Genomic DNA, 22,961 nt, shown 5'->3' with positions numbered 1-22,961 from the left:
TACGTTGCGCATCTTGCTCGGACTACGGCTCACGCAACGCTTGCACCATTCATCGAAGCAGTGGTCCTCAGGATATATGACACAGTAAGACTAGTCAAGCAGCGCGACCACGTCGCTGAGCGTATCGCTGGAGTCTCCTTCAGGCAGAGTCACATCCGTCATCGTTTTCGTTTCCACGCGTCGCTTCGAAAGGAGGATACCCGACCGGACATGTCAGAACAGGCCCTCGCCCATCTCCGCAAGACTCGCCCATTTCACCGTGCTGCGAAAGCTGCGGCCATCCTCGTCCACCGACTCGATAATCACGCGCTGGCCGCTGGCTTCGGCGACCACCCGCACGATCCGCTCGCCGTAGCGCATCAGCGCGCCGATCGGCGGACAGGCCGGGGCCTTACGTCCGGTTCGCCCTGAACCCCGTTTGCGCGGGCGACTATCTCGTTCCATCGCGCCTAGCTCCGCTTCCGGCGTATCGTTGTTTTGCCCGCCGTCGACGGTGCGGACACTGTCTTGAGCGACGGACCCGGGGTGCGGGACGGGCGCGTTACCGCCGGGTGTGCAGGGGCGGCGGCCTTCGCGCGAACGGGTCGCGCCTCACGCGCGTCGGCCGGGCGTAGTGCGGCCATCTGTTGCTGCAACGTCACGTTTGCTGTCAATCGAACTAAACATGCACCCCCCTCAGTGGCCGGAAACCCACACCAATCAACGAACCACCCAATCGAGGGTTGCAAGTTGTTGTCACTTTAAATTGACTTAAAATCGCAACACTGATGGGAATTGAACTAAAGTTGCAACATTATCGCTGCGAAGACACGCTCTCGTGACCGGAATTTGTCCCGAACCCGTCTCACGTTTTTCTACCGCAAACACCACTTATTTTCAGAGAATGATATTTTTCCTCGATACTATTTCGGTATGCGAACAAAAATGGTTACGCGATGGAGCCGAACGATTCGGCGACATGTTCCGATCCCCGACACACCAATGTCCCGGGCAAAGAGCAGCGATCAATTGTAGTCAAGGCACGAAACATTGGCAGCGATGGCGCAACAACACCTGACTGTTCGATCAGCTGGCACAGTTTCTCACGTGCATGTGCCAAAGGATGCGCATTCATACCGCCGCTGCTCTCGCCGGATGGCCTGATGAGGCACCCTACCATTCCGTTGAGGAACCCGCAGCCCACTGACGGGACCAGATGATCTTCTGTCGACCGAAGACCTCGCGCGATCAACCAGATCTCTTCACCCGCGTCTGGGGCAACTATCTGCGGAACGAGCGGCTTGTATACCTTGCGATCTGGCGACGCTGCGCTCGAACACAACCACGCTACTGCTGAGAATCGGCTATCCGCAGGCGGTCTTGGCACACGGTAACCCTCGGCAGGGGTTGCAACTTTACGTCAATTGATTTCTAAGTCTTTGTCATAAAACACTTTTTTCGCGACCTGTCTCTCAATCTCGGCAAAGTTGCAACGTTAGTAGCGAATGCGTATCAACTTTAGTTCGTTTGACAATGTCCCTGACGGCTTCGATGAACACCCTCCCCACATCCTCAACCGCTTCGCAGTTGGCTGCGCGTGCGTGGTTAAGCCACCGCGCACTGTTGCCGCCGCGACTGCCGTCAATAACGTATCCGTTGGAAAGTCCGAAGAAAAAAGTATGACCGTCAACACCGTGACGCTGATGACGACGCACCGCCTCTCGCCAGGTCGTGACTTCACCCTTGTATTCGAGAAGGCGCTCGCCGCCTGCGATCCACCGTAGCGCGAACACGCCCTTTCCATGAACCGGCGAACGCCGGACGATAACTCGCCGCATATTCTTCCAGCTAGCCATGCTAATGCCAAATATAATCGCGCACCTTCCTGCCAACTCGGCCAGCACGACGGACTCCCCGATGAACCGCCAGCGAGCTCAGCGAGTTTGAAATTCCGAACCACTGCTTCGGAATTGTCCAGATGGACCTCGCCAGTCGATCTGAATCAGCGATTTGGAGGTTGCGGCTGGCGACCATGTTTAGTGCTCATTGTTCATCCTTCATCAGCAAGCGTTGCCGAGCTGTCGCAATCGACTGATGCAGCTTGGCTTTCAAGGCTTCCCGCGAAGGGAGGACGGTGAGATATTCGGCAACATGGATGCCGCTCTTGTCGAGTTCCAGCAGTTCAATCTGCTCCTGCTTCTTGCCCGCGCATAGGATAATTCCCAGCGGCGGAGCCTCGTCTGGCTCCTGTTCGTGCTTTGCCAACCAGCGCAGGTAGAGCTCCATCTGACTCTTGTATTCGTGCCGGAAAGTCCCGAGTTTGAGGTCTATCGCCACAAGCCGCTTGAGTTTCCGGTTGTAAAACAGCAGATCGATGTAGAAATCGTCATGGTCAATCTGTAAGCGCTTCTGCCGGGCGACGAAGGTGAAACCAGCCCCCAGTTCGAGCAGAAACTGCTCGATTTCGCGCAATATGGCGTCCTCCAGATCCTTCTCCAGGTAGTGATCGTTCAGCCCCAGAAAGTCGAGAACGTACGGATCCTTCAGGAGTAGGTCGGGTGACACCTTCTGTTCCTGACGCAATTGGGTCAGATCGTGACGCACCGTTTCCTCGGGCTTCTTCGATATTGCGCTGCGCTCGAAGAGCATGGAGTTGATTCTCTCCTGCAACTGACGGGACGACCATCCCTCAAGCCGGCAAAGTTCAACGTAAAAATCGCGTTTCAGGGGATCGTCAATGTAGATCAGCGTCTTGATGTGCGTCCAGGACAATTCTCTCCGCACCGCGGAGACACTTGCCTCGTCCGGAAAAGTCTCCGCGGTGCGGAGACAATGTCGCAGCTGCTTCTCGCTCCAACCCCGACCGTAGTCGGCCGTCAACCGGCGCGCCAGCGAGGCAATGACCTGCTGGCCATACCCGGCACGCTCGCCGCCAAGAACCTCGGCCTGGATCCGGCGACCTACCTGCCAGTAAAGAAGTGTCAACTCGGCATTGATCGTTGCGGCCGCCCGGCGCCTGGCCGCGTCGATCAGTCGCCGGATATCGGCGAGCAAGGGCGCATCCAGGTCGTGAAGCGCGGGAGTCGTCATATTGTGCAGATCCTTCTACAAGAAGCGCGCATTATCCCCCTCGCAGCGCCTGGTGGTCGCAGATCACATGAGATGCGTCTGTCCTGCTACCGCACGAATCTGGACAACGCACATAGGCAAAATGCGTGACGCTCGAATACCCACTTTCAGGCGGCCCACGGCTGCCGTCAGTCAGATCACCGCGTTCTCATATACGCCGCATACAACCCGGCATGCAGATCGCGCAGTGCCTTGCGACGCTCCACCAGCTCGTGCTGGTTACCCTGACGCTCAAGGCTCAGGATCTGCAGCAGCAGCCGCGTCGCCCGCTCCGGCGCTGTCTGGCGCGACGGCTGCGCTTCACGCAGCAGCGGCGCCAGTCCTGGCTTTTGGATCAGCACCCACGCAGGGAACCACGCGAGGTCGGCGGTCTGCCCTGCACCCTCGAAATTCGCGTCGAACTTCCTGCGCAACGTGTCGATTGACGCGTCGGCGAGCCGGTACAACAGATCAGCCAGGCGGCCTGGCGACAGCCACGCCAGTTCGGTAAGCAACGGCAACGCAGATTCCACGCCACCCGCCCGATGCCACACCTCGGCCATCCACGTCAGCGGCGCCGGGATCCGGCGCCACGACTCGATCCGCTCGACGGCCCGTCTTGCCTCACCCCAGTCGCCCGCGCGCAGCCAGAGCGGCGCCGCGTGAAGGTCACTGACCTCAGCGCGAAACGGCAGGGCCGCGGCCTGCTGCGCGAGCGTCCGCCAGCATGACGCCATCCACGCCCGTCCGGGTGCGTCGCCCAGTAACCGCCGCGCCGCTGGTTCAACCTCATCATTGAGGCGACCACAGGCGGCCGCCAGCGCCGGATGATCGGCGAACGGCGTGGCGACATCGCTGTCGAGCACATCGATCAATGTCGCCAGCCCGGCCAGGGTGTCGTCATCGGGAAATTCGCCTGCCAGTCTCTTCAAGGCCTGCCGGGCAGAGACTGCATCGCGCCGGTGGAGGGCATCCACCACATCGTTGCGGAGCATGACGTCGCGGCTGTCGGCGAAGATGTCGAGCTGCATGATGGTCAGCGTCAGAAGAGTTGATCGTTCAGACCGGCCAGATTAGCCCATTTCACCACGCTGCGGAACGACCGGCCATTGACGTCGACCGACTCGATCACCGCGCGTTGACCGCTGGCTTCGGCGACCACGCGCACGATGCGATCGCGATACCGCATCAGCGCGCCGATCGGTGGGCAGACGGCCTTCTTCCTTTTCCGGGCGGTCGGGTTCATGCGCTTATCCCGGCTTCTTCGCCGATGCCGCCTTGCGGGTCGCACGAGGCTGCTTGCGGGCGGGTACCTTGACAGCCCCACCTTTGCGACCTGAGCTGCGCGGGGCGACCGCCCCCGCCATCTGCTCTCGCAGCAACCCGAGCTCTCGCGCGTAGCCGGCGCTGGCGTCGCGCACAGCCACCAGGCTGCCCTCGAGGACACCGGCCTGGTGCCGCGCATCGGCAAGTTGCGCCTGCACGGCCTGCAGCTCGCTGCGGTGGCGTGCCTCGCCCTGCTCCGTGCGGCGCGTTGCAGCGTCGAGTTCCTTCTGGAGTCGTGCGCTGGCAACCCGCTCACGCTCGATCTCGAGCAGCGCCCGCTTCTCGGTCGCCCGTAGTCGCTCCTCCGCCAGTCCAGCGCTGGCCCGCAGCTTCTCGAGCTCCTCCGAGAAATCCGCCCTCGCCTGCACCAGTGCCCGATCGCGCGCGCCGATCTCGTCCTGCTGTCGCGCGATTTCGGTCTCGAGCGCCTGACGCGTCGCCTCCCCGGCGGCCTGCGCCTGCTCAAGCTCCTGAATGCGCACCTGTGCCGACAGCAACGCGCCGGTGCGCTGCTCGAGTGCCGTTTCGGTCCGTTCGAGTTCGGCTTGCCGCGACGCTACCTCGTTGCGCGCGCTGACCTTCTCGGCCTCGGCATCAGTCCGCAGTGCCTCGAGCGCCGCCTGCGCTGACGTGGTGGACCTCGTCCACAGCGCCGCGACCAGTTCCCCGGCAGCCGCCTGCAACTCCGCCGGCAGATCGGGATGCTCGATCCGCACCCTGCTCTTCTCGCGCAATTCAACCCAGAACTCCCCGAGCACCTGAGTCGGCGTGCTCATGCTGCCGCGCTTCACCAGCTGATACAGCCGGTTCGCGGTCGGCGTGATCCCGAAGCGGAAGAACAGCAGCGCGCAAACCTCGCGGTACAGCTCGCGGGTCTTCGGGAATGCGGCCTTCAGGCGGTCGATTTCGGCGGCGAGGCGGGCTTCGTCGGGCTGGACAGCGGGCAGGGCGTCAGGCATGGACGGGAAATCTCGTTAGGCAGCGTTAATAATACAACGTAAAACGCTATATATACAACGTATGTGACTGGATACACGACATTAGGCCTATAATGTCGTGTATTTGGTCGGGAGCGCCGACCGAGAACGTGTCACACCTGTCGGAGCCGCCCGGACCGTGTCAAACACCCAAATCGCGTCCATCCAGACGGTCGAATCCCTCGTCATTCCGGAACGCCTCGATGGTCGCCACGGCACCAACCGGGGCGACACCGCCCATTCCCAGCTGTCGGCCAGCAATGACCTGGACGCGGTGCGCGCGTGGCTTGCCAACTACACCGACACGAAGACGACTTTCGACAATTACCGCAAGGAAGCCGAACGGCTGCTACTGTGGGCCGTCGTACAGCTCGGCAAGCCGCTGTCGTCGCTCACGCACGAGGATCTGCTGCTGTTCAAGGTATTTCTCGCCAATCCGCAACCTGAAAACCGCTGGGTGTCGGCCAGCGGCGGCAAATACCCGCGCGGCAACGCACGCTGGCGGCCGTTCAACGGACCGCTGTCACCGGCCAGCCAGCGACAGTCGCTGATCATCCTGAACGGCATGTTCACCTGGATGGTCGACGCCAGTTACCTGCGCGGCAACCCGATGGCGTTACTGCGCCAGCGGGGAAAACATACGGCGCCGCGTGTCACGCGCTACCTGTCGATGTCGCTGTGGGATGAGGTCAAGGCCTTCGTCGGGCAGTTGCCGGAGGACACCGCGGTGCAGCAGGCGTACGCCGCCCGCTGCCGGTGGCTCACTACCCTCTTCTACCTGCAGGGCATGCGCCTCTCCGAGGTCGCCGCCGGCAAGATGGGCGACTTCTCGCGGCGGCTCGGTGCGGACGGGCGCGAGCAGTGGTGGCTCGACATCCTCGGCAAGGGTGACCGGGAACGGATCGTCCCCGCGTCGCCCGAACTGATCGCCGAGCTGGCCCGCTACCGGAAGGCGAACGGTCTCCCGCCGCTTCCGGCTCGCACCGACGACACGCCGCTGGTCATCCCGTTCAGGGGAAAAAGCCGCTGCATGTCGCGCTCAGCCGTGCACGACGCGATCAAAAGCGTGTTCGGTCACGCGGCGGACTGGTTACGCGCCCGCGGACCTGAGTTCACCGATCGCGCCGATGAACTGGACCGGGCGTCGGCGCACTGGCTGCGTCACACCTCGGGCTCGCACCAGGCCGACGGCGGCGTCGACCTGCGCACGGTGCGCGACAATCTCGGTCACGTGTCGCTGAACACCACGAGCCTTTACTTGCACGAGGAAGAGGACAAACGCCATCGCGAAACGGTGAAACGCCACCGCATGAACTGGGAGACGCCGCCTGCCGCGGAGCCCGGTCCGGCGAAGCACGACCCATGAACCCGGCTCCGGACGGTTGGCCCCGGCAATCGCGTTGACCCACAGGCCGACGGCGGCGCCGATCGACATACCGTGCGCGACAACCTGCGCCACGCATCACTGACGAACAGCGATCGGGAAAACCAGTTCGAACAAGAAACGGACAACAGCGACATGTTCAAGCATGCGCACCGCAACCATGGATACGACGCAGCGCAACTGGAACATTCGCACGGTTTGATTCGCCCAGCGGGCAAACCACGGTCCATCCCGGGGGCGCCTCATAACGCCGCGGAAGTAGCTCATCGCTGCATCTCTGCCCCGTCCCACGCCGGCACATCGGATCGTCGGCGCGCCTACGCAATATGGATGTGTCAATTCCTCGGACAAGTTGTGCCGTTACGGAAAAGCCATCCCGAGATGCAAGCGTAACGTGTCCTCTGCCCTTGGACTTTTCTCCCTACCACCCGCCGACAAGAAGCATAACTTGGCCAATCGGCCGCCAGTAAAGCATAAGTTGTCCAAAAGAAAAACTGCCTGTGCAACAGCCCCATTTTTCGTTGCCACTGACACGTCCCATCGGCGCTAGCATGGTTTTGCGGTCGGCAGGCACCCCTCGGTCCTGCCGACGACAACCGCAAGGAGGCAGCGCATGGAACTCAACGAGGTACGCGGAGAATCCTTCACTGATGCGATGGAGGCGGCTTTTGTCATCGACAGCAATCACGTGCACCTTGATGACTGGTCAGACGAGGAGAAGCCGGGGGCGCAGACGCGCTCCGGGTCTCGCTCAGATTGCCGGGTTCGACCGTCCACCGCTGACTTCTCAACCATACCTCGCTCGATGGTTGTGTGCGGGATACCCGAGACGACCTATGACAACACCTGACGAGCGGACGAAGTCTGTTCTCGATACGCGAGACTTTTTGCGAATTCTCGTTGCAGCGGAGGACGTCGCCATCCACGGCCTCATCCAATTCGTCGCCGAGGGTCTTCTAAGGCACTACCCATTAGCAGTCGACCTTGCCGTTTCGGCTGCGGCGCTGCCAGGAATTTGGGCGGATCCGAGCCTCCGCAGACACGATGAGCAGCAGCAATGGCACGCGTCGAAATTTTCGCGCCGCCCCTCAGACCCCGATTGACCTTCGCGTTTCTGGCAGGAGACAAAAAAACATGGAAACCGACGACGTACCCGAAGACTTTCCACGAGACAAGATGCCGGGCGTGGTTCCAGGTGCGCGGCCAAAGATTTGCGCCGTACGGTTTGACAATTTATACAGTGTTGGGCAAACCACGGCGGACAGGCACGAGCGCTGGCTTATCTGCGAATATCTCGCCGCCCAACTCCTTCCTATCGCGAGGCGTGATGCGGCCGAGCACCCAAACCAATCTCACGATCCGACTCTTCAGCGCGTCCGCGCCGTCCTTTCTCGGAAGGCATGGGTATAACCGTCCGAACTCGCTTGGCTCATGTCTCGACTGCAAACCCTATTAGGTTGGTAGACGCCAATGGATCCTATCCCGTCAAAGAACGATGACAGTTCAAACCCAAACCCGCTTGCCGTGGATCTTCACAAACTTGGGCAACTGGTTCGCGACGCACGCGTCAGGTGTGAGCTCAACATCCGAGACGCAGCCGACGAGATCGGGGTATCACCTCGGGTACTTTCGCGCATCGAAACCGGCGAGTCCGTCGGGACGGAGCGCCTATTCAAGGTGCTCAAAGATTTCGGCCTTGTCATGCTAGTTATGCCAAATGGCGATGCCGACGTCGCCTTAGAAGCTCTCGGCCACACAGTAAACTGGTATGACGTGTTGGCGAGCCAGTCACCTGCTACGAAGATTGGTCCAAGGCCGAGCATCACACTGGATAGGACCACCCCGACCCTTTTCGTCGACTACGATGGAACACTCCACGCAGGTCACGCGCTCATTGATACCGCCGGCCAGATAACGCTCGACTCCGGTCGCGCATTGTTCGAGTTTGCTCCGCTCCTGGTTGAGATGCTTGAGCCATACCCATCTGTGGAAATCGTTCTCACCACTTCGTGGTTAGAAACGCTGCAAGAGGAAAAGGTCATTTCGTATTTGCCAGCAAAACTTGCGCGACGAGTAGTCGGGACTACCAAAGGCAGGAAGGCGCGATTTAGCTACTTCCGAGACGGCACAGGGCGCACCGACATTATTACTAGCTATGCGTTCGGAAAACGCTTGAAGCATTGGCTGGCAATCGATGATTCCGTGTACGGCGTTGACCGTTTCGGATATGAACCCGGTGAGCTGGTGGGGAACTTTGTACTTCTCGACTCAACGCGTGGCATCAGCGATGAAAGCGCTCAGCAGCGTATCCGAGATTGGCTGGTCGAAGTACATAAGGACAATTTCACCCAGTGAGGCCAGTCAAGTTGATTCAGGCGCAGCTACTATGCGAACCAGGCCAGCAGCAATGGCTTGCTCATTTCTCAACGCCATATGACGGAGGTACCACCCATGCTAAGAGTTACAGTCGAACTGTGGCCGGGCGGCCGCGAGAGCGGTAGCCGAGTGTTGGCAACCGCTAACATCGGCAGAGTTAAGAATGGCGCGGTCGCAGACTACAGGGTCAAACTGCAAGAAGACGTGCAGGGGGAAATAGGCGCAGCAACCTTGGACGACTATCCACGCTACGCTTCGACCATATGGGACCTGGTAGCACGTGCTGTTGCGGTGGCACTGACTGGGAAGGAGGAACTACCTCCACGCCCACAACAGCTTGATGTTCCGATTCACGCCGTCGGTAACACCAGTTATGTGCGACTTCGGGAGATACCGGAACCAGCACGAAGCCTGTTCTGCGCACGCAAGGCATCCTTGCGCTGACCCTCTCCGAGGTCGCGGCGATCGCAGGAATCAGCAAGGGTGGATTGCTTTATCACTTTCCGAGCAAGTCCGCGCTGCTCGGAGCGTTGATTGAATACGTGCTAAGTGAGTTCGATCTGCGTATTGAGCAGCTCGCCGAGAACGACGCCCTTCCGGGCGCCTGGACACGCGGTTATATTCGAACCACTTTCTCGATGTTCAACGAAGAGGGTAATGCTGAGCCCATCCCGAGCGCAGCGCTAATCGGTATTCTGATTCTCGAGCCAGCTCTCATGGCAACCTACGCGGCGCACCTAGAAAAATGGACGGCCCGCTGCCGCGCCGATGGCATCAGCGGAGCCGCCACGCAACTAATCCGATTTGCTGTCGATGGTCTCTGGTTCAACGAGTCCATGGGATTACGGCCGCTATCGGGTCCGGAGCGCGAGAAGTTTCTTGCCATGCTGGTCGGCATGACCACCGTCAAACCTTCGAGTAACCCCCTTCTGTAGCCAAGGTGCAAATGACGAGCCGTAGCGGTAACGCGCGCACCGCGTGACTCAATGGTGTCGCTGGCACGCGACTGTGGTGTCCTGAAGTGACTCTGAAAGGCTATCCAGAACGTCTTTTCTCAAAGTCGACGTTTCCGGTATACCTTCGCTTCTTGATGACGATCGTATTTTCCCGCCGTTGAGCGGTCGACTGAAAGTTCTTCAGGATCTGTCTGATCCAAGTTTGCCTTCAGCAATAGACTGTGGGCGTCGCGAGGCAACATGCCTCGCATTCGATCTGCTAAGCTCGTTGGCTACCTTGACCCAGGAATCGAAGGCACACCGGAAAGCGTACCTATCGTGGCTTAGATCCTTAGAGTCGCTCACAAAACTGATCTACGAACCGGGAGCAGATAACGGCGCAAGCCAATACATATTTCATTCTCGCGGATGGATCAAACACCTGGTTTCAGGGAGTGACGTCGCACCCGCATTGCCCGAGATTCGGATGGGGGCCGTGTCCTCCAGCCGCCAGCCAATCGATCTTCGCTCGTACATAGCGGATCATCGCTTCCAGCTCGGTCGCCTTCACCTCAAGGTCAGCAAGCTGCCCACTCAAAATCTCCGTAAGGCGCTCAGGCGCGATGCCGCTTTCGCGACGCTCCGTATCCAGAGCAGCTATTTCCTTGAGCGACAGGCCGAGGGACTGTCCCACCCGAATCACCTCAGCCGCTTGGATATCCTCATCGGTAAAAAACTGATAGGGATGGCTGCCACCTTTGCCGTTCGTCGTGGGACGCAGAAGACCGAAGCGTACGTAGAAGCGCACCGTCTCGCGGGGCAGGCCCGTGGCGCGGGCAAAATCCGAAATCAGCATGATTGAGCTATTGACTATGTAGTGTGGTACGCACTTAGAGTGTAGTGCTCTTGCACATGAAACAGGAAATGAAAATGGCAAAGACATGGCTGATCACAGGAAGCGCGCATGGTCTCGGCCGGGCAATCGCCGAGGTCGTTCTCGACCATGGCGACCGTCTCGTCGCGACAGCGAGAAAGACCGAACCGCTTGCTGAGCTTCAGGCGCGTTATGGCGACCGGATCGCGGTTGCTACGCTCGATGTCACCGACGCGGTGGCCGCGCAGGCTGCCGTCAAGCTCGCGGTCGATACGTTCGGCGGACTGGACGTGCTGGTCAACAATGCGGGGTTCGGCTCCGTCGCGCCGTTCGAGCAGATGGGCCGGGACGACTTCAAGGCGCAGATCGACACGAATTTCTACGGTGTCGTCAACCTGACCCGTGCCGCTTTACCGGTCATGCGCCTGCAGCGCTCCGGACACGTCATCAACATCTCGTCGGGTGCCGGTCGGCTGGGCGCGCCCGGCATGAGCGCCTATCACGCTGCCAAGTTCGCTGTCGGCGGCTTCACGGAATCGATCGCGAAGGAGGTTGCCGGGTTCGGTGTGAAAGTGGTCGCCGTTGAGCCGGGGAGCATGCCGACCAGCTGGGCGTCGCTCGCGACGAAAGATGCCCCGGCGATCATGCCGGAATACGAAGCGAGTGTCGGACACATGCTGGCCATGGCGCAGCGGCTGGCCGGCAACGAGATCGGCGATCTGAGCAAATACGCAAAGGTGATTTACAGTTTGTCCCGGAAGGATGAACTCCCCAGCCATTTACTGCTGGGAAGCGATGCGCTGTTCGCCGTTCGCATGGCCGAGGCGGCTCGCGACAAGGCCACCGCGGCATGGGAGCACGTCAGCCAGTCGACGGATCGAGATGATGCGGATCTGTCCTTTCTGCAACATCTCCGGCTAGATTGACGGAAGATCACGAAGTACGGCCGACCCAAGGCGTATCGGCTGTATCTTCCCAAGCAAAGGAGGGGCGATGAAAGACTGGACCATGGGTGATGCGCCGTCACAGCGCGGCAAGCTGGCGATCGTAACGGGTGCGACGGGCGGCCTCGGCTACGAGATCGCGCTTGCGCTCTCGCAAGCCGGCGCGGAGGTCATCGTCGCAGGGCGAAATCCCGACAAGGGATATGCGGCGCTGGCACGGCTTGAGCGCGCCGGCCCCGCCAGCGTCAGGTTCGAATCGCTCGACCTTGCGGATCTTTCTTCCGTGCACGACTTTGCGGATCGCCTCCTCGCGCAAAACGTCCCGATCGACATCCTGGTCAACAACGCGGGCGTGATGATGCTACCCAGGCGAACGACGACACGCGATGGATTCGAGATGCAATTCGGAACCAATCACCTGGGGCATTTCGCCTTGACGGGGCGCCTGTTGCCAATGCTTCGACGTGCCGGGGGGCCGCGTGTCGTCTCGATCAGCAGTGCGGCCCATCGCAACGGGAAGATCGACTTTCCGGATCTTCAAGCCGAGCAGGCATACCGGCCGATCAAAGCGTACGGCCAGTCAAAACTGGCGAACCTGCTTTTCTCGCAGGAATTACAGCGTCGCAGCGAGCGGAACGGCTGGGGGATCACTAGCATTGCGGCGCACCCCGGCATGGCGAGAACAGACCTGATGGTCAACGGTCCCGGTACTTCCGGGGTTTGGGGGTGGGTTGGCATGCTGCTCAACCCCATCGCCGCTCCCGCTGCATTGGCCGCCCTTCCGACGCTATTCGCCGCCACATCTCCCGACGCGACCCCTGCCGGCTATTACGGCCCCAAGCATCTGTTCGAAATGAACGGCCCGGTCGCACCGGCAAAAATCAGCACACGGGCGCTCGACATGGACACGGCGAAGCAACTGTGGGATACGTCGGAGAATTTGACGGGCGTGCGCTATTGAACGCGATTCGACACATGGACGCATCGTCGTGCTGATGCCCGCAGGCGAAGTTCTCCACCGATGCATCGACGCCATAGACGCACTGGAGAAACAGATGCTGGACGGCATCGATCTGGACGTAGCGGCATGACAACTGTCATCGAGGCGTTTGTGTATCCGCAGGCATGGCCTACGCATATTGAGCGGGCGCGATGCTGCTGGGCCTTCTGTGCCGAGGCGCGCGCAAATGGTCACTGGACCACCTGTTATACAGACGCTTTAGTAGTCCAGCGGCATCAAACGTGTAACGCGATGAATGCAATTATCCTGGAGTCGACCATCACGTGTCGCGTGTGGTCGCCTGCGCGTGAGCGTGCCGGTGATGTATGCCACCTTTAAGCTCGCGCCGGTCATTAGCGACTATCTCGAGTCCAACCCGGACGTTCAAGTGGAGTTGGCGTTGACCGACCGGTTCGTCGATCTTGCTGATGAGGGCTTCGAAGTAGCGATCCGCGTCGGCGCCCTGCGAGATTCGAATCTGATTGCGCGACCGCTGGCGCCCTCAGCGCTCATTGTCTGCGCGTCGCCCGCGTATCTTTCACGGAACGGAACGCCCGCAACGCCTAAGGATCTGGAGAAGCATCACTGCCTCGCGATCGGATTTGCCGGCGGCCCGGAACGCAATTGGCGCTTCACCCTCGCCGACGGTTCGGAACAGACTGTGCGTGTGCCAGGCCGCCCCGATATCAGCGGCGGCGGCATGGCCCTGCGTGAAGCGGCGCTCGCCGGTCTCGGCATCATTCTCCAGCCGGAGTTGCTTGTAGAGCAGGATATCGCCGCAGGAAGACTGATCCGACTGCTTGCCGACACGCCTGCGCCAATATTTCCCGTGCATCTTGTCTATCTGCCGGAACGCAAGCTGACGGCCAAGCTCGCGAGTTTCGTCGCTTTCGTGATTGCCCGATTCGGTCCGCAAGCTGAGTAACCGCGAGTTTGTCGGAAGCAATGCGTCAGTAAGACTGTGCCGACAGCCTTTGGCACACTCCCTCAGCCGCCCCCTTCTTATCGCTCTGCTCAACTACGGCATAGCGTTCATTTAGACGACGCGTAGGTCAAGCCGCTCATCAAATGAGTTGTTCAGGGCCGAATAGCAAACGTCTTCAGTTCCAGAACCCACGCAACCGGTTCCAGCAGAGGAAAACGGCGGCGACCTTCTGAACTCGATTGCGCTGAGCTTACGGCACCTCCCGCATTCTCCCAGGTCGATGCGTTCCGGCGTTCCGGCGTTCAGTCGCAGGCGCGCCGCGGGTTCAGGCGACATATCGCGGACGAGACGGCAGCCCGATGGCCGCGTCCATGAATGTTCATCCTCTCCTTTTCCCCACCTGTGGCGAGTAAGCGACCGTAAGTCCGCTCGTCCTGAAGGCAATTCGGTATTTGTGGACACTGTCCATTTTCTTTGCTATGGTTTTGTGGTCAGTGTACACATGTGGTCATGCCGACCTAACCCACCCCTTCAGGAACCGCTGTGAAAAGAACCTTTCGCCGTGAACACCAGCTACTGCTTGCCGTTGCCTCTGTCTGCCTGAATTTCGGCGCCGTCTGGGCAGACGAACCCGATATGGGACCCAGCGAGTCCGATAACTCCGGCTTAGCTATCCTAAGCAATGCGACAAATGTGACCCACTGGGGCCTGGGTGTGGGTGCGGGTCTCGAACAGATGCCCTATAAAGGCTATGGCACCAAATTTTCGCCCGTACCGCTGATCTCCTTTGACGACAAATGGGTGCATGTCTTTGGCGACACGGTCGACCTGAAGATCGGCAGATGGAACGGCGTCAGCGTTACCCTGCGCGGCGAATACGCCTTCGACAGTGGATACAAGCAATCGGACGCGCCTATCCTGAACGGCATGCAGAAACGCAATTCTGCCTTCTGGTATGGGCCTGCCATCGCATGGCGTAGCAGCTTCGGTACGATCTCAGGCAGTTTTCTCGCTGGCGGGAACAAGGGCCAAAAGGCCGAGATCGATTTCAGTCGGTCCTTTGACTACGGAAACTTCTCGTTCGAGCCGCACGTTGGCGCCGAATGGCTGAGCAACAAATTCGTCGATTACTACTACGGCGTGCGCCCCTCGGAGGTCCGCGCCGGACGCCCTGCATACACTGGCAAGTCTACCTACGACGTGTCCGCCGGCGTGCGTATGGACTACCACATCACACATCATCAGATGGTGCTCCTCAATCTGGGTGTATCGCATCTCGGCAGCGGCATCACCAATAGCCCGCTGGTCGGCAAGAAGACGATCCCGGAGGCCATGTTCGGCTACCTCTACCAATTCAATTGAGGGCACCGGCATGTCGCGAGTGGCACTGGTCGAAGGTCACAAGCACCAGGCGGACATGGTGCGCCGGGCGCTGTCGGCTGTGGGCATCGAGGCCGATCTCTTCTTCAATATCTCAGAGGCCGGCTACGGTGTAAGCCGGTGCGGCTATGCGGTACTGATCATCGACCGCAGCCTGCCGGACGGGGACGGGCTTACCTTCCTGCGCGCCTTGCGTTCGGCCGGCCACGCGACACCCTGTCTGATTCTGTCCGCTCGCAATGCCTTGCACGACCGGGTGGACGGACTCGATGACGGTGCCGACGACTACGTGACCAAGCCGTTCGCGATGAGCGAGCTGGTCGCCCGCGTGCGCACGCTGATGCGCCGGCCCGTTATGGTGGCGACAATAATCGTTTCATTCGCCGACATCACCGTGGATCCACAGCAACGCTCGATGCATCACAACATGAGGTCGGCGCTACTCGCGCCGTCCGAACTGCAGATCATGCTGTGCCTCGTGAGAGCGTCCGGCGCGACCGTGCCGCATGCTTCGCTTGAGCTTGCGGCGTGGGGCCTGTGCGAAGCGGTGACGCCTAACGCGCTGGAAGTGGCTGTGCACCGGCTACGCAAGAAGCTGGCCGCGATCGGCGCGGCGACGCGGCTGGTGAACATTCGTGGTACAGGATTCGCGCTTCGGAGAACACCACGACTCACTGGCCCGGCCGACCGGCCGGCGCGACAAACGAGGGGGCTATGAAACCACTTATTCTTGTCGTCGACGGTGACGCCACGTGTCGTGATGCGTTGCGTCTATGCCTGCAGTCAAGCGGTTTCGACGTGGCGGTTCTATACACGCCAGACAAGGTCGTAAAACGCGTCGAAGAAGAGCGACCGGCACTGATCGTGATGACCGGCGGAACGATCTCCGGCAGCGGCCTGGCAGCATTGCAGGGACTACGAGACGCCGGTGATGATGTGCCGCTCATCATGCTCGGCGAACAGGACGATGTCGCCGAACGCATCTTCGCGCTCGAAAGCGGCGCGGATGATTTCATCTCCAAGCCGTTCAATGCTCGCGAAGTGACGATGAGGGTCCGTGCCGTGCTCAGACGCGTCGGACAGTTTTCTCTGCAAGACCCGATATTCAAGCCGCTGTTCCGGTTTAATGACTTCGAACTGGATTACGTTTCGCGCACGCTCACACGGCGAGGCGCAGTGGTGCCGCTCCTGCAAACGGAGTACGCGGTTCTCAACCTGTTCACGACCGCGCCCGGCCAGGTTTTTTCGAAAGAGGTCATTGCGCAGCGCGTGCGGCCCGATGCGGCCATCCAGCTGGCAGCCGTGCGCATCTGGGTACATCATCTGCGCAGACGGATCGAGCGGGATGCATCTGCTCCGGAACTGATCCAGACGGTGCGCGCAGAGGGATACGTCTTTCGCCCGGAAGGCGACAGCCGAAGTCTGAGCGTATCGAAAACGGCTACCATCCGCTTCCCGCTCTCGGCGAACCCGATTCGAACCGATGTCAGGTAAATCTCCAGCCGATCGTCGCGCCTGCGGCACCAGCAACCAATCATCCAATCGGATGATTTCCGAAAAGGCTTAGCCATTTCCAGCGATCATCGATATCGCAATCTTCGTTACGCCGATTGCTTGTCACTGACGTTGCTATTTGGGTGCATCGCGGACTCAGTCTGCTCAGGCGAGCGATGAGTACGTTTTAGTGATCAAGCCACGTCATATGAGCACACACATTTCCTTCGAAGAAAATCCGGACAGGATCAAGCCGCCCAATCAATACCGCCAACGACGCGCTCGGAAAACCGAAAAAGTGAATCGCTGCCCCCAATGCAGGCTACCAGGCAAATCAGCCAATCATCGATTGCGGTATCGCCGATTATCTTCATTGGCGTGAAGGATCGATCCCGTGCATGTCGCACACAACACGATCGCAAATATAATGGACAGCGCACACACGGAGCGAACGAATATGACTTTGACGAACAGCCCACCGCCTCGCAGCACGTATCGCCATGGCGACCTCTATCGCGCACTGCTGGATGCCGGCATCGAACTGGCGCGCGACGGCGGACCCGATGCGGTCGTGTTGCGCGAGGCCACCCGGCGCGCGGGCGTGGCTCCCAATGCGGCGTACAGGCATTTCGGCAGCCGGCATGAACTCCTTCAAGCCGTTCGCTCGGCAGCCTCATCAGCACTCGCCGTCGCGATGGAAACCGAACTGGCCGGGCTGCGCCGTAGCAAGCGCCCCGCTGACTTCGCCCGCGCGAGCCTACGAGCGCTCGGCATCGGCTATCTGCGATTCGCGCAGACGGAAACCGGATTGTTCCGCATGTTCGCGGTTCCCGACGAGTCTGAGGGCGATGTCGATCCGGCCAAAGCTGGATATAGCGGCCTCGGGCCTATCCAGCTATTGGGCGCCGCGCTGGACAAACTCGTGGAAACGGGAGTGCTTCCCGCGGAGCGGCGCCCGGGCGCAGAATACCTGGCCTGGTCCGCCGTGCATGGCCTCGCCACGCTCGTTATCGACGGACCGTTGCGTAACCTTCCTCCTGCGCAGGTGGACGCCGTCTCGCAACGCCTGGTGGATATGGTCGAAAAAGGGCTATAGACAAAGGAAATATCTGGCAAACAAGTTGCGATCTGTCGCGATGACGCTTGCAGGGCGGGCATAGTTCGGCATGCGCGGGACTGCTTTGCGTCCAACGAATAAAACCACTCAGAGGGAGTCTGCCAGGCGCCATTGTCCTTCATCGGCGTCTTGATCTGCATTCAAGACTCTCGTTGACCATCGTCACTTCCCGTTTGTATCAAAAGATCGTTTTGACTTGATCGGGACAGGCGCGAGAGACGCCGCACTGTCGCCCTGCCCGCATGCACGAGCGGTCCTCATTTCCTTCCTGCCTGTGGTACCCCATCCACCTGTGCTCGTGAAGATAATTCCTCTGCTATCGAAGTCTCCCAACGTTGGATCACCGGACGACGATGTGGTCGCTCATCCGATTCGGCTGAGACGTCGGCTGTATTGACGCGTCCCGCGTCCGACATTAGTGCGATCTCTCCGATCGGCCGTTCCGAAGGCACCATGGATACTGCTTGTCCGACCTCTTCCCACGCGAGTCGTCGCAGCATTTCCGCCTTTGCGACGATTCGCCAGTCGGCCTGACCCAGCCGATTGCTGTCCAGTCCATGAGATAAACGCTCGTCGAGTCACGTCGCCGGAGGGCGGCTACTCACGTAGCCTCCTTCAACATCAATGAACCTCCAGAGCACTTCACGCATAGCTTCGTCAATATCGCGCTCGCCGAATGCCTCTTTCATGTCCGCGACGAACGCTGCAATCTCGGGTATCGGATGGCCTACAGGCTTCCGCAGGCGCATATCCATTGGTCCCACCCGCGAAAAAAGTGTCTGTTCACTGCTACGGAAGTCCGTGCAGGGTACTGCATATCCATACAGGTATTTCCGCAAACATGACACCCGCCTTGCCGTCTCCGGAAGCTATTCGCCCGTCCTGTGACGGGCGTCCCAGCTTGCGCGCAGCCGTGGGCCTGTGGTGGACACCAGGCATCCAGCCCTGTCACAGGAGTTCCGGGTGGCGGTTGGTCGATTGGAGCGCTAGTCGACCTGCTTGTCTAGCAGGCGGGCGTGGGAGAGATGCGGTTGCTTCGCCTCGCACTTACCTCGCAGGGTAAGCGACCTGTTGCCCTGGTGCAGCCACCGCATGTCCCTACCCAACGGGCTCGGGCTCGAGTACATCGGCCTGTTGCCAGAGCAACTGCTGCAGATTCGCGCGTCAAAGACTGCGGATGCGCTATGGTCGGCAGAGTAGATATCGCGTGCCGGAAGCTGCCGCGCGCTGCTCGCCGGCTTCATCTGGCCGCCCAGTCTTCTGAGACGCTGTTTTTCATGGTGCGCCCATTGGCTGCGGCACAGGATACATCGCCTGCCGTTTTAAGGCTGGCGATGCGACCAGAACGGGACGGCCTGACGGTCGGCATCGCAAAGCGACGAGGTCCAGCACGCGCAGAACCTCTGTCCATCCCACTTCAACCAACACCGTCGTCACACTGCCTGATGCTCAAGAGATTTACGGTTTTGGGTCGACCACGGCAACTCCGGCACTAGCCAGCTTTCACATTGGGCGCGAGAAAGTGCGTTGCCACCGCACTGCCAACCACAACCAACAGATAATTTGCACGAGACGTTCCGACGTAAGCGGTCTCCCTCTCTACTGGGTCGATTATCTCGTCGCCCGCCCACAAGATGACGATCGGCGCCTCGAGACCCTTGAATCGACCTACTGTCTCCACGAGGACAGCATTGTCTGCACGCTGCTCGAAAGTCCAACGGACTCCATTGGGCAGTTTCAAACGATTCAAAGATCCTTGTAGCTGTGCCTTCGGCCGTTTGGCAACAAGCACCACAATATCGGACGGCTCGACTTTCTCTGTCTTGATCAGCTCTGCGCAACGCGATGCTATCGCTGATGCCTGTTCCAAAATGCTCTCACGCACCATTACATCGACGTGCGGCCCGTCGAGATCCGGTGCGTCTACCGCTTCGCCGGTGTAAAACGCATAAGCCAACTCGTGGAGCCTTCCCGAAATGCAACGTGAATTCAGCGATCTTCGACAGGCTCTATTAAGGCGACAACCTGGTCACCAGGTTCAAGACCTTCGACTGCAATCCCAACGAGTCCGCCGTCGGCCACAGTAAAAGTCGCATCGCCCTCCGGGCAGTCCACTCTTTAAGAATGTCCCCTTTCGATACTTCGACTTTAGGGGCTTTCCGCGAGCACGAATACTGGAAGACGTTTGCGTATCGTCACCCCACGCCCATCAGAACGCAGGCGATTCAGGACCACGCCGAGATTGTCAACCGTCCTAGACGCTCAGCAAGGCAGTAACCCCATCTCGCACCGTACCCGGCTCCGACTTCAGAAGCGCAGCGTGAAACGCGCCCCCGCAGTCCAGTTTTCCGCGGTAATTGTCCAGTTATGCGCCGTCGCTATCTCCTTGCAAATCGCAAGGCCAAGCCCGGCGCCGTCGTGCCTCGCATCCGGCGCACGCCAGAAACGATCGAATAGCCGCGGAACGTAGTCCAGATTCAACCCGGGCCCCTCATCGCACACGCTGACCGACATTTCGTCGAGCGCAACCGTGACGACGCCCGTCGCAGGCGTTACATTGATCGCGTTTTCCACCACATTTTTCAGCAGGATAAATAAGGCACTCCGGTCGGCTCGGATGAGCGGCAACGCATCCGATATCCGGACCACTGTCCTCACCTGATCTTTCTCTGCCTTACGCGCCAGATACGCCAGCACGTCCTCAACTACTTCCCGCCTGTCGACACTACCAAAACTGAAATTCTGCGACTCGCTCACTTCGGCGAGATGCAACAGCTGTCGAACCTGTCGTGCCATAAGATCGATTTCCCGGAAGAGAAGATCCTTCCGTTCAATCTCAGGCTGCAACTCGATCTGTCCGCGCATCAGGGTCAGCGGCGTCTGAAGTTCGTGGGCCGCAGCGGCGAGGAAGTGCTGCTGGACGTTAAATCCATTTTCAAGACGGGTCAATGCCTCATTGAACGCCTCGATCAGTGGCGTGATTTCACTCGGCACGCGCCCGGTAGACAGCCGTGCCTTGAGGTTACAAGGAGTAACTTGCGACGCCGCGGCCGACGTCTCGCGCAAGGGACGCAAAATCCTGCGTACCGCAAACGGAAGCGTCAGCCCGAAAACGACAGTCGCAATCAGCGTAGTAAAGGCGACCACCTCCGGCAGAGGGTCGAATTTTTCGCTGATGATGGCTGCATTCAGTTCGGCACTCCTCGCGATTTGCACAAAATATGCATCTAAACCGTGACGGATCCTGAGTGTCGCCACGCCGAAGCTTCTGTTGCCTATCTTCACCTCTTTCACATCGTCCACAGCGTTGCCGGGAGAATCCTGCAGCCAGGGGGCGCCGTCGTACGCGTTGCGTGACGCAAGAACCGTTCGCCCGGATGCATCGAGCACCCGGTACATCAGATCGTTCGCGACTGTTCTGAAAATCCACGCAGTCTGCGGATCGAAATTAATGGCGACGGGCCGTGCCGAATTGTCGTAGACCAGTCCGTCAGCGATGCGCCGGACACTCGCCAGATTCGAGTGTTTTGCGAATCGGTGCGATGGATAGTGCGTGAAGGTATACACGACGAATGTGGCAATGACGGTAAGACCGACCGCCAGCGCCACGACGCTTGACACCCAGAGCCGGACAGACAGGCTTCGAACCCAGTAACGGAACATCATGTGATCCATAGGTCAGGAATCAGAGGAATACATGGCCGCAAGGCACATGCTGTCACTTAAGAGGACCGAAAACGTAACCTCGCCCGCGTACGGTCCGGATGACCGCCGGCTGCCCTGCCGCACGCTCGAGCCTCGTGCGCAATCGATGCACAAGCACCTCGACGCTCGTGCTACCGCCGGGCAATTCCGAACACACCGCCTGGCCGAGTGTCATCTTCGATAACACCCGCCCTGGCATCGTCACGAACAGGCGAAGCATCGCAAACTCGCTTTGTGAAAGCGGTACGTAGCGGCCACGAAACGTCAACGTTCGCGACAGAAAATCGAGCCTGAATCCGCCGAAGTCGAATGGCTTGATCGCCGCAGGCGCCCTCAGATCCGCCTGCGCAGCTCGCCTGAGAACAGCACGGACGCGCACCAGCACCTCGCGCACATTGAGGGGCGCGCGCATATAGTCATCCGCGCCGCAATCGAGCGCCACAATACGCTCCGTGACGTCGTCGACATCACCAAGCATGATAACGGGCACCTCGTCTCCCACGGCCCGCAGCGCATTGAGCACCGTCAGCGCACAACCGCTGCCGGTTGTCGCGCTGCTCATCAAAATCAGCGACGGCCGCTCTCTTTCGACGCGGCGCAACACCTTGGCCGGACTGTACAAAACCGAAACATCGTAGCCACTCGACTGCAGGCCGACGCGCAAGGCGTGGCGAGACACTGCGTCATCGTCAACAACCAGTATTAGCGGTTTCATGCCGCTCCCCACATGCAGATCAGGGTTCGCCGACGTATAACTGTCAGTCGTGAGCCTGAAGCGCAAACCCCGCGCCACGGATATTGGAGAGCAGCACGGTAGAACCGATGCCCGCCAGTTTCTTACGCAGGCGGTGCAAGGTGACTTCTAGTGCATTCGGCGTAACCGCCTCGCCGAGCCCCCACGCCGCATGCTCCAACGCCGCATGCCCGACGGTCTGCCCGCGCGCCTCCAGTAGTGTCAGCATGATCTGAAGTTCGGTGCTCCCAAGCAGCACAGCGTGCGCGCCACACCGCAGCACGCGCTGACCAGGATCCAGAGTGAGATCGGCAAAACTCCGCATCGGGCTCGTCATCGCAAGCGGCCGACGCATCAGCGCTCTCACACGTGCGACGAGTTCGCTCATTGCAAAAGGCTTCGTGACATAGTCGTCCGCCCCGGTTTCCAAACCATGCACCCAATCATGCAGCGCATCGCGCGCTGTGAGGATGAGGCTCGGCGTCATATGGCCTGACGCGCGCAGCGTCTGCAAAAACGCGAGACCGTCCCCATCCGGCAAACCCCGGTCTACGATCAGCACCGCATAGTTCCCGCCTCCAACCCCGCAGCTTGCCTCCGACAGTGTGCGGAAAATGTCGGTCTCAATACCTGCGGCCAATAACGCCTGCCGGATCATGTTGGCCAGGCGTCGGTGATCTTCGACGAGCGCGACTCTCGACATG

23 protein-coding genes and 3 pseudogenes are annotated in these 22,961 nt (G+C 59.9%); 14 read left to right on the top strand and 12 right to left on the bottom strand.

The features are described from left to right. Nucleotides 1–213 precede the first annotated feature (213 nt). The 6 genes and pseudogenes from P3T25_RS44820 to P3T25_RS44795 all read right to left on the bottom strand — a co-directional run bounded on the left by P3T25_RS44820 (nt 214) and on the right by P3T25_RS44795 (nt 5,372). Entirely contained in the window at nt 214–444 is a 231-nt protein-coding gene (locus P3T25_RS44820; RefSeq protein WP_429363852.1) for a hypothetical protein, read from the bottom strand. Nucleotides 445–1,511: 1,067 nt separating this feature from the next. Then, a pseudogene (locus P3T25_RS44815) lies at nt 1,512–1,817 on the bottom strand (SET domain-containing protein); the annotation flags it as partial. 205 nt (nt 1,818–2,022) lie between these two features. Continuing rightward, nucleotides 2,023–3,069 carry a PDDEXK nuclease domain-containing protein gene (locus tag P3T25_RS44810; protein WP_429363850.1) on the bottom strand — a complete coding sequence of 349 codons (1,047 nt, stop codon included), beginning with the start codon at nt 3,067–3,069 and terminating at the stop codon, nt 2,023–2,025. A gap of 176 nt (nt 3,070–3,245) precedes the next feature. Beyond that, a complete protein-coding gene (locus tag P3T25_RS44805) occupies nt 3,246–4,118 on the bottom strand; it encodes a hypothetical protein (protein WP_429363848.1) in 873 nt (290 codons plus the stop codon). Between the two features lie 11 nt (nt 4,119–4,129). Next, entirely contained in the window at nt 4,130–4,333 is a 204-nt protein-coding gene (locus tag P3T25_RS44800) for a hypothetical protein (RefSeq protein WP_408368053.1), read from the bottom strand. A gap of 4 nt (nt 4,334–4,337) precedes the next feature. After that, on the bottom strand, nt 4,338–5,372 hold the full coding sequence (locus P3T25_RS44795) for a DNA-binding protein (protein ID WP_429363847.1): 1,035 nt from the start codon (nt 5,370–5,372) through the stop codon (nt 4,338–4,340). 157 nt (nt 5,373–5,529) lie between these two features. Here P3T25_RS44795 and P3T25_RS44790 point away from each other — a divergent pair, with 157 nt between their 5' ends. Then, nucleotides 5,530–6,756 carry a tyrosine-type recombinase/integrase gene (locus tag P3T25_RS44790; RefSeq protein ID WP_429363846.1) on the top strand — a complete coding sequence of 409 codons (1,227 nt, stop codon included), beginning with the start codon at nt 5,530–5,532 and terminating at the stop codon, nt 6,754–6,756. Between the two features lie 96 nt (nt 6,757–6,852). Here the strand turns inward: P3T25_RS44790 and P3T25_RS44785 are convergent, their stop codons facing one another. Further along, entirely contained in the window at nt 6,853–7,041 is a 189-nt protein-coding gene (locus tag P3T25_RS44785; protein WP_429363845.1) for a hypothetical protein, read from the bottom strand. Nucleotides 7,042–7,387: 346 nt separating this feature from the next. Here P3T25_RS44785 and P3T25_RS44780 point away from each other — a divergent pair, with 346 nt between their 5' ends. From P3T25_RS44780 to P3T25_RS44760, 5 genes and pseudogenes are all read left to right on the top strand, one after another. Further along, nucleotides 7,388–7,624, top strand: a complete 237-nt coding sequence (locus P3T25_RS44780; protein WP_429363844.1) for a hypothetical protein — start codon at nt 7,388–7,390, stop codon at nt 7,622–7,624. Further along, nucleotides 7,611–7,877, top strand: a complete 267-nt coding sequence (locus P3T25_RS44775) for a BPSL0761 family protein (RefSeq protein ID WP_429363843.1) — start codon at nt 7,611–7,613, stop codon at nt 7,875–7,877. The genes P3T25_RS44780 and P3T25_RS44775 overlap by 14 nt, the downstream gene beginning before the upstream one ends. 367 nt (nt 7,878–8,244) lie before the next feature. Beyond that, on the top strand, nt 8,245–9,129 hold the full coding sequence (locus tag P3T25_RS44770; protein ID WP_429363842.1) for an HAD domain-containing protein: 885 nt from the start codon (nt 8,245–8,247) through the stop codon (nt 9,127–9,129). A gap of 437 nt (nt 9,130–9,566) precedes the next feature. Further along, nucleotides 9,567–9,626 (top strand): annotated as a pseudogene (locus tag P3T25_RS44765) (hypothetical protein); the annotation flags it as partial. A gap of 12 nt (nt 9,627–9,638) precedes the next feature. Beyond that, nucleotides 9,639–10,085, top strand: a complete 447-nt coding sequence (locus P3T25_RS44760) for a TetR/AcrR family transcriptional regulator (RefSeq protein ID WP_429363841.1) — start codon at nt 9,639–9,641, stop codon at nt 10,083–10,085. 448 nt (nt 10,086–10,533) lie between these two features. Here the strand turns inward: P3T25_RS44760 and P3T25_RS44755 are convergent, their stop codons facing one another. Next, on the bottom strand, nt 10,534–10,941 hold the full coding sequence (locus P3T25_RS44755; RefSeq protein ID WP_429363840.1) for a MerR family transcriptional regulator: 408 nt from the start codon (nt 10,939–10,941) through the stop codon (nt 10,534–10,536). A gap of 74 nt (nt 10,942–11,015) precedes the next feature. On the opposite strand from P3T25_RS44755, the gene P3T25_RS44750 reads away from it, so the two are divergent. The 8 genes and pseudogenes from P3T25_RS44750 to P3T25_RS44715 all read left to right on the top strand — a co-directional run bounded on the left by P3T25_RS44750 (nt 11,016) and on the right by P3T25_RS44715 (nt 17,798). Further along, nucleotides 11,016–11,885 (top strand): SDR family NAD(P)-dependent oxidoreductase, encoded by an 870-nt coding sequence (locus P3T25_RS44750; protein ID WP_429363839.1) that lies wholly within the window; start codon nt 11,016–11,018, stop codon nt 11,883–11,885. 67 nt (nt 11,886–11,952) lie between these two features. Further along, a complete protein-coding gene (locus tag P3T25_RS44745) occupies nt 11,953–12,864 on the top strand; it encodes an oxidoreductase (protein WP_429363838.1) in 912 nt (303 codons plus the stop codon). A gap of 123 nt (nt 12,865–12,987) precedes the next feature. Next, a pseudogene (locus P3T25_RS44740) lies at nt 12,988–13,151 on the top strand (DoxX family protein); the annotation flags it as partial. Between the two features lie 8 nt (nt 13,152–13,159). Beyond that, nucleotides 13,160–13,828, top strand: a complete 669-nt coding sequence (locus P3T25_RS44735) for a LysR substrate-binding domain-containing protein (RefSeq protein WP_429363837.1) — start codon at nt 13,160–13,162, stop codon at nt 13,826–13,828. Between the two features lie 543 nt (nt 13,829–14,371). Then, nucleotides 14,372–15,190 carry a MipA/OmpV family protein gene (locus P3T25_RS44730; RefSeq protein WP_429363836.1) on the top strand — a complete coding sequence of 273 codons (819 nt, stop codon included), beginning with the start codon at nt 14,372–14,374 and terminating at the stop codon, nt 15,188–15,190. 10 nt (nt 15,191–15,200) lie between these two features. Beyond that, entirely contained in the window at nt 15,201–15,926 is a 726-nt protein-coding gene (locus P3T25_RS44725) for a response regulator transcription factor (protein ID WP_429363835.1), read from the top strand. Beyond that, nucleotides 15,923–16,702, top strand: a complete 780-nt coding sequence (locus tag P3T25_RS44720) for a response regulator transcription factor (RefSeq protein ID WP_429363834.1) — start codon at nt 15,923–15,925, stop codon at nt 16,700–16,702. The genes P3T25_RS44725 and P3T25_RS44720 overlap by 4 nt, the downstream gene beginning before the upstream one ends. Before the next feature lie 457 nt (nt 16,703–17,159). Beyond that, nucleotides 17,160–17,798, top strand: coding sequence for a TetR/AcrR family transcriptional regulator (locus P3T25_RS44715; RefSeq protein ID WP_429363833.1), 639 nt, complete (start codon nt 17,160–17,162; stop codon nt 17,796–17,798). 1,513 nt (nt 17,799–19,311) lie between these two features. Here the strand turns inward: P3T25_RS44715 and P3T25_RS44710 are convergent. From P3T25_RS44710 to P3T25_RS44695, 4 genes are all read right to left on the bottom strand, one after another. After that, complete coding sequence (locus P3T25_RS44710) at nt 19,312–19,776, bottom strand: ATP-binding domain-containing protein (RefSeq protein WP_429363832.1); 465 nt, start codon at nt 19,774–19,776, stop codon at nt 19,312–19,314. Between the two features lie 350 nt (nt 19,777–20,126). Next, on the bottom strand, nt 20,127–21,494 hold the full coding sequence (locus P3T25_RS44705; protein ID WP_429363831.1) for a sensor histidine kinase: 1,368 nt from the start codon (nt 21,492–21,494) through the stop codon (nt 20,127–20,129). A 43-nt stretch (nt 21,495–21,537) separates the two neighbouring features. Next, nucleotides 21,538–22,239 (bottom strand): response regulator transcription factor, encoded by a 702-nt coding sequence (locus P3T25_RS44700; protein WP_429363830.1) that lies wholly within the window; start codon nt 22,237–22,239, stop codon nt 21,538–21,540. A gap of 43 nt (nt 22,240–22,282) precedes the next feature. Continuing rightward, nucleotides 22,283–22,960, bottom strand: a complete 678-nt coding sequence (locus tag P3T25_RS44695) for a response regulator transcription factor (protein ID WP_429363828.1) — start codon at nt 22,958–22,960, stop codon at nt 22,283–22,285. Nucleotide 22,961 lies beyond the last annotated feature (1 nt).

This window comes from Paraburkholderia sp. GAS32, assembly GCF_050434225.1.
GTDB lineage: Bacteria > Pseudomonadota > Gammaproteobacteria > Burkholderiales > Burkholderiaceae > Paraburkholderia > Paraburkholderia madseniana.
The sequence above is the reverse complement of the archived record's forward strand: the minus strand, read 5'-3'. Positions and strand labels throughout refer to the sequence as shown.

Bases quoted from the DNA above. Each gene is read 5' to 3' on its own strand.
- P3T25_RS44820 (WP_429363852.1), bottom strand. From the start codon at position 444: ATGGAACGAGATAGTCGCCCGCGCAAACGGGGTTCAGGGCGAACCGGA.
- P3T25_RS44810 (WP_429363850.1), bottom strand. From the start codon at position 3,069: ATGACGACTCCCGCGCTTCACGACCTGGATGCGCCCTTGCTCGCCGAT.
- P3T25_RS44805 (WP_429363848.1), bottom strand. From the start codon at position 4,118: ATGCAGCTCGACATCTTCGCCGACAGCCGCGACGTCATGCTCCGCAAC.
- P3T25_RS44800 (WP_408368053.1), bottom strand. From the start codon at position 4,333: ATGAACCCGACCGCCCGGAAAAGGAAGAAGGCCGTCTGCCCACCGATC.
- P3T25_RS44795 (WP_429363847.1), bottom strand. From the start codon at position 5,372: ATGCCTGACGCCCTGCCCGCTGTCCAGCCCGACGAAGCCCGCCTCGCC.
- P3T25_RS44785 (WP_429363845.1), bottom strand. From the start codon at position 7,041: ATGAGCTACTTCCGCGGCGTTATGAGGCGCCCCCGGGATGGACCGTGG.
- P3T25_RS44780 (WP_429363844.1), top strand. From the start codon at position 7,388: ATGGAACTCAACGAGGTACGCGGAGAATCCTTCACTGATGCGATGGAG.
- P3T25_RS44775 (WP_429363843.1), top strand. From the start codon at position 7,611: ATGACAACACCTGACGAGCGGACGAAGTCTGTTCTCGATACGCGAGAC.
- P3T25_RS44770 (WP_429363842.1), top strand. From the start codon at position 8,245: ATGGATCCTATCCCGTCAAAGAACGATGACAGTTCAAACCCAAACCCG.
- P3T25_RS44755 (WP_429363840.1), bottom strand. From the start codon at position 10,941: ATGCTGATTTCGGATTTTGCCCGCGCCACGGGCCTGCCCCGCGAGACG.
- P3T25_RS44750 (WP_429363839.1), top strand. From the start codon at position 11,016: ATGGCAAAGACATGGCTGATCACAGGAAGCGCGCATGGTCTCGGCCGG.
- P3T25_RS44745 (WP_429363838.1), top strand. From the start codon at position 11,953: ATGAAAGACTGGACCATGGGTGATGCGCCGTCACAGCGCGGCAAGCTG.
- P3T25_RS44735 (WP_429363837.1), top strand. From the start codon at position 13,160: ATGCAATTATCCTGGAGTCGACCATCACGTGTCGCGTGTGGTCGCCTG.
- P3T25_RS44725 (WP_429363835.1), top strand. From the start codon at position 15,201: ATGTCGCGAGTGGCACTGGTCGAAGGTCACAAGCACCAGGCGGACATG.
- P3T25_RS44720 (WP_429363834.1), top strand. From the start codon at position 15,923: ATGAAACCACTTATTCTTGTCGTCGACGGTGACGCCACGTGTCGTGAT.
- P3T25_RS44715 (WP_429363833.1), top strand. From the start codon at position 17,160: ATGACTTTGACGAACAGCCCACCGCCTCGCAGCACGTATCGCCATGGC.
- P3T25_RS44705 (WP_429363831.1), bottom strand. From the start codon at position 21,494: ATGGATCACATGATGTTCCGTTACTGGGTTCGAAGCCTGTCTGTCCGG.
- P3T25_RS44700 (WP_429363830.1), bottom strand. From the start codon at position 22,239: ATGAAACCGCTAATACTGGTTGTTGACGATGACGCAGTGTCTCGCCAC.
- P3T25_RS44695 (WP_429363828.1), bottom strand. From the start codon at position 22,960: ATGTCGAGAGTCGCGCTCGTCGAAGATCACCGACGCCTGGCCAACATG.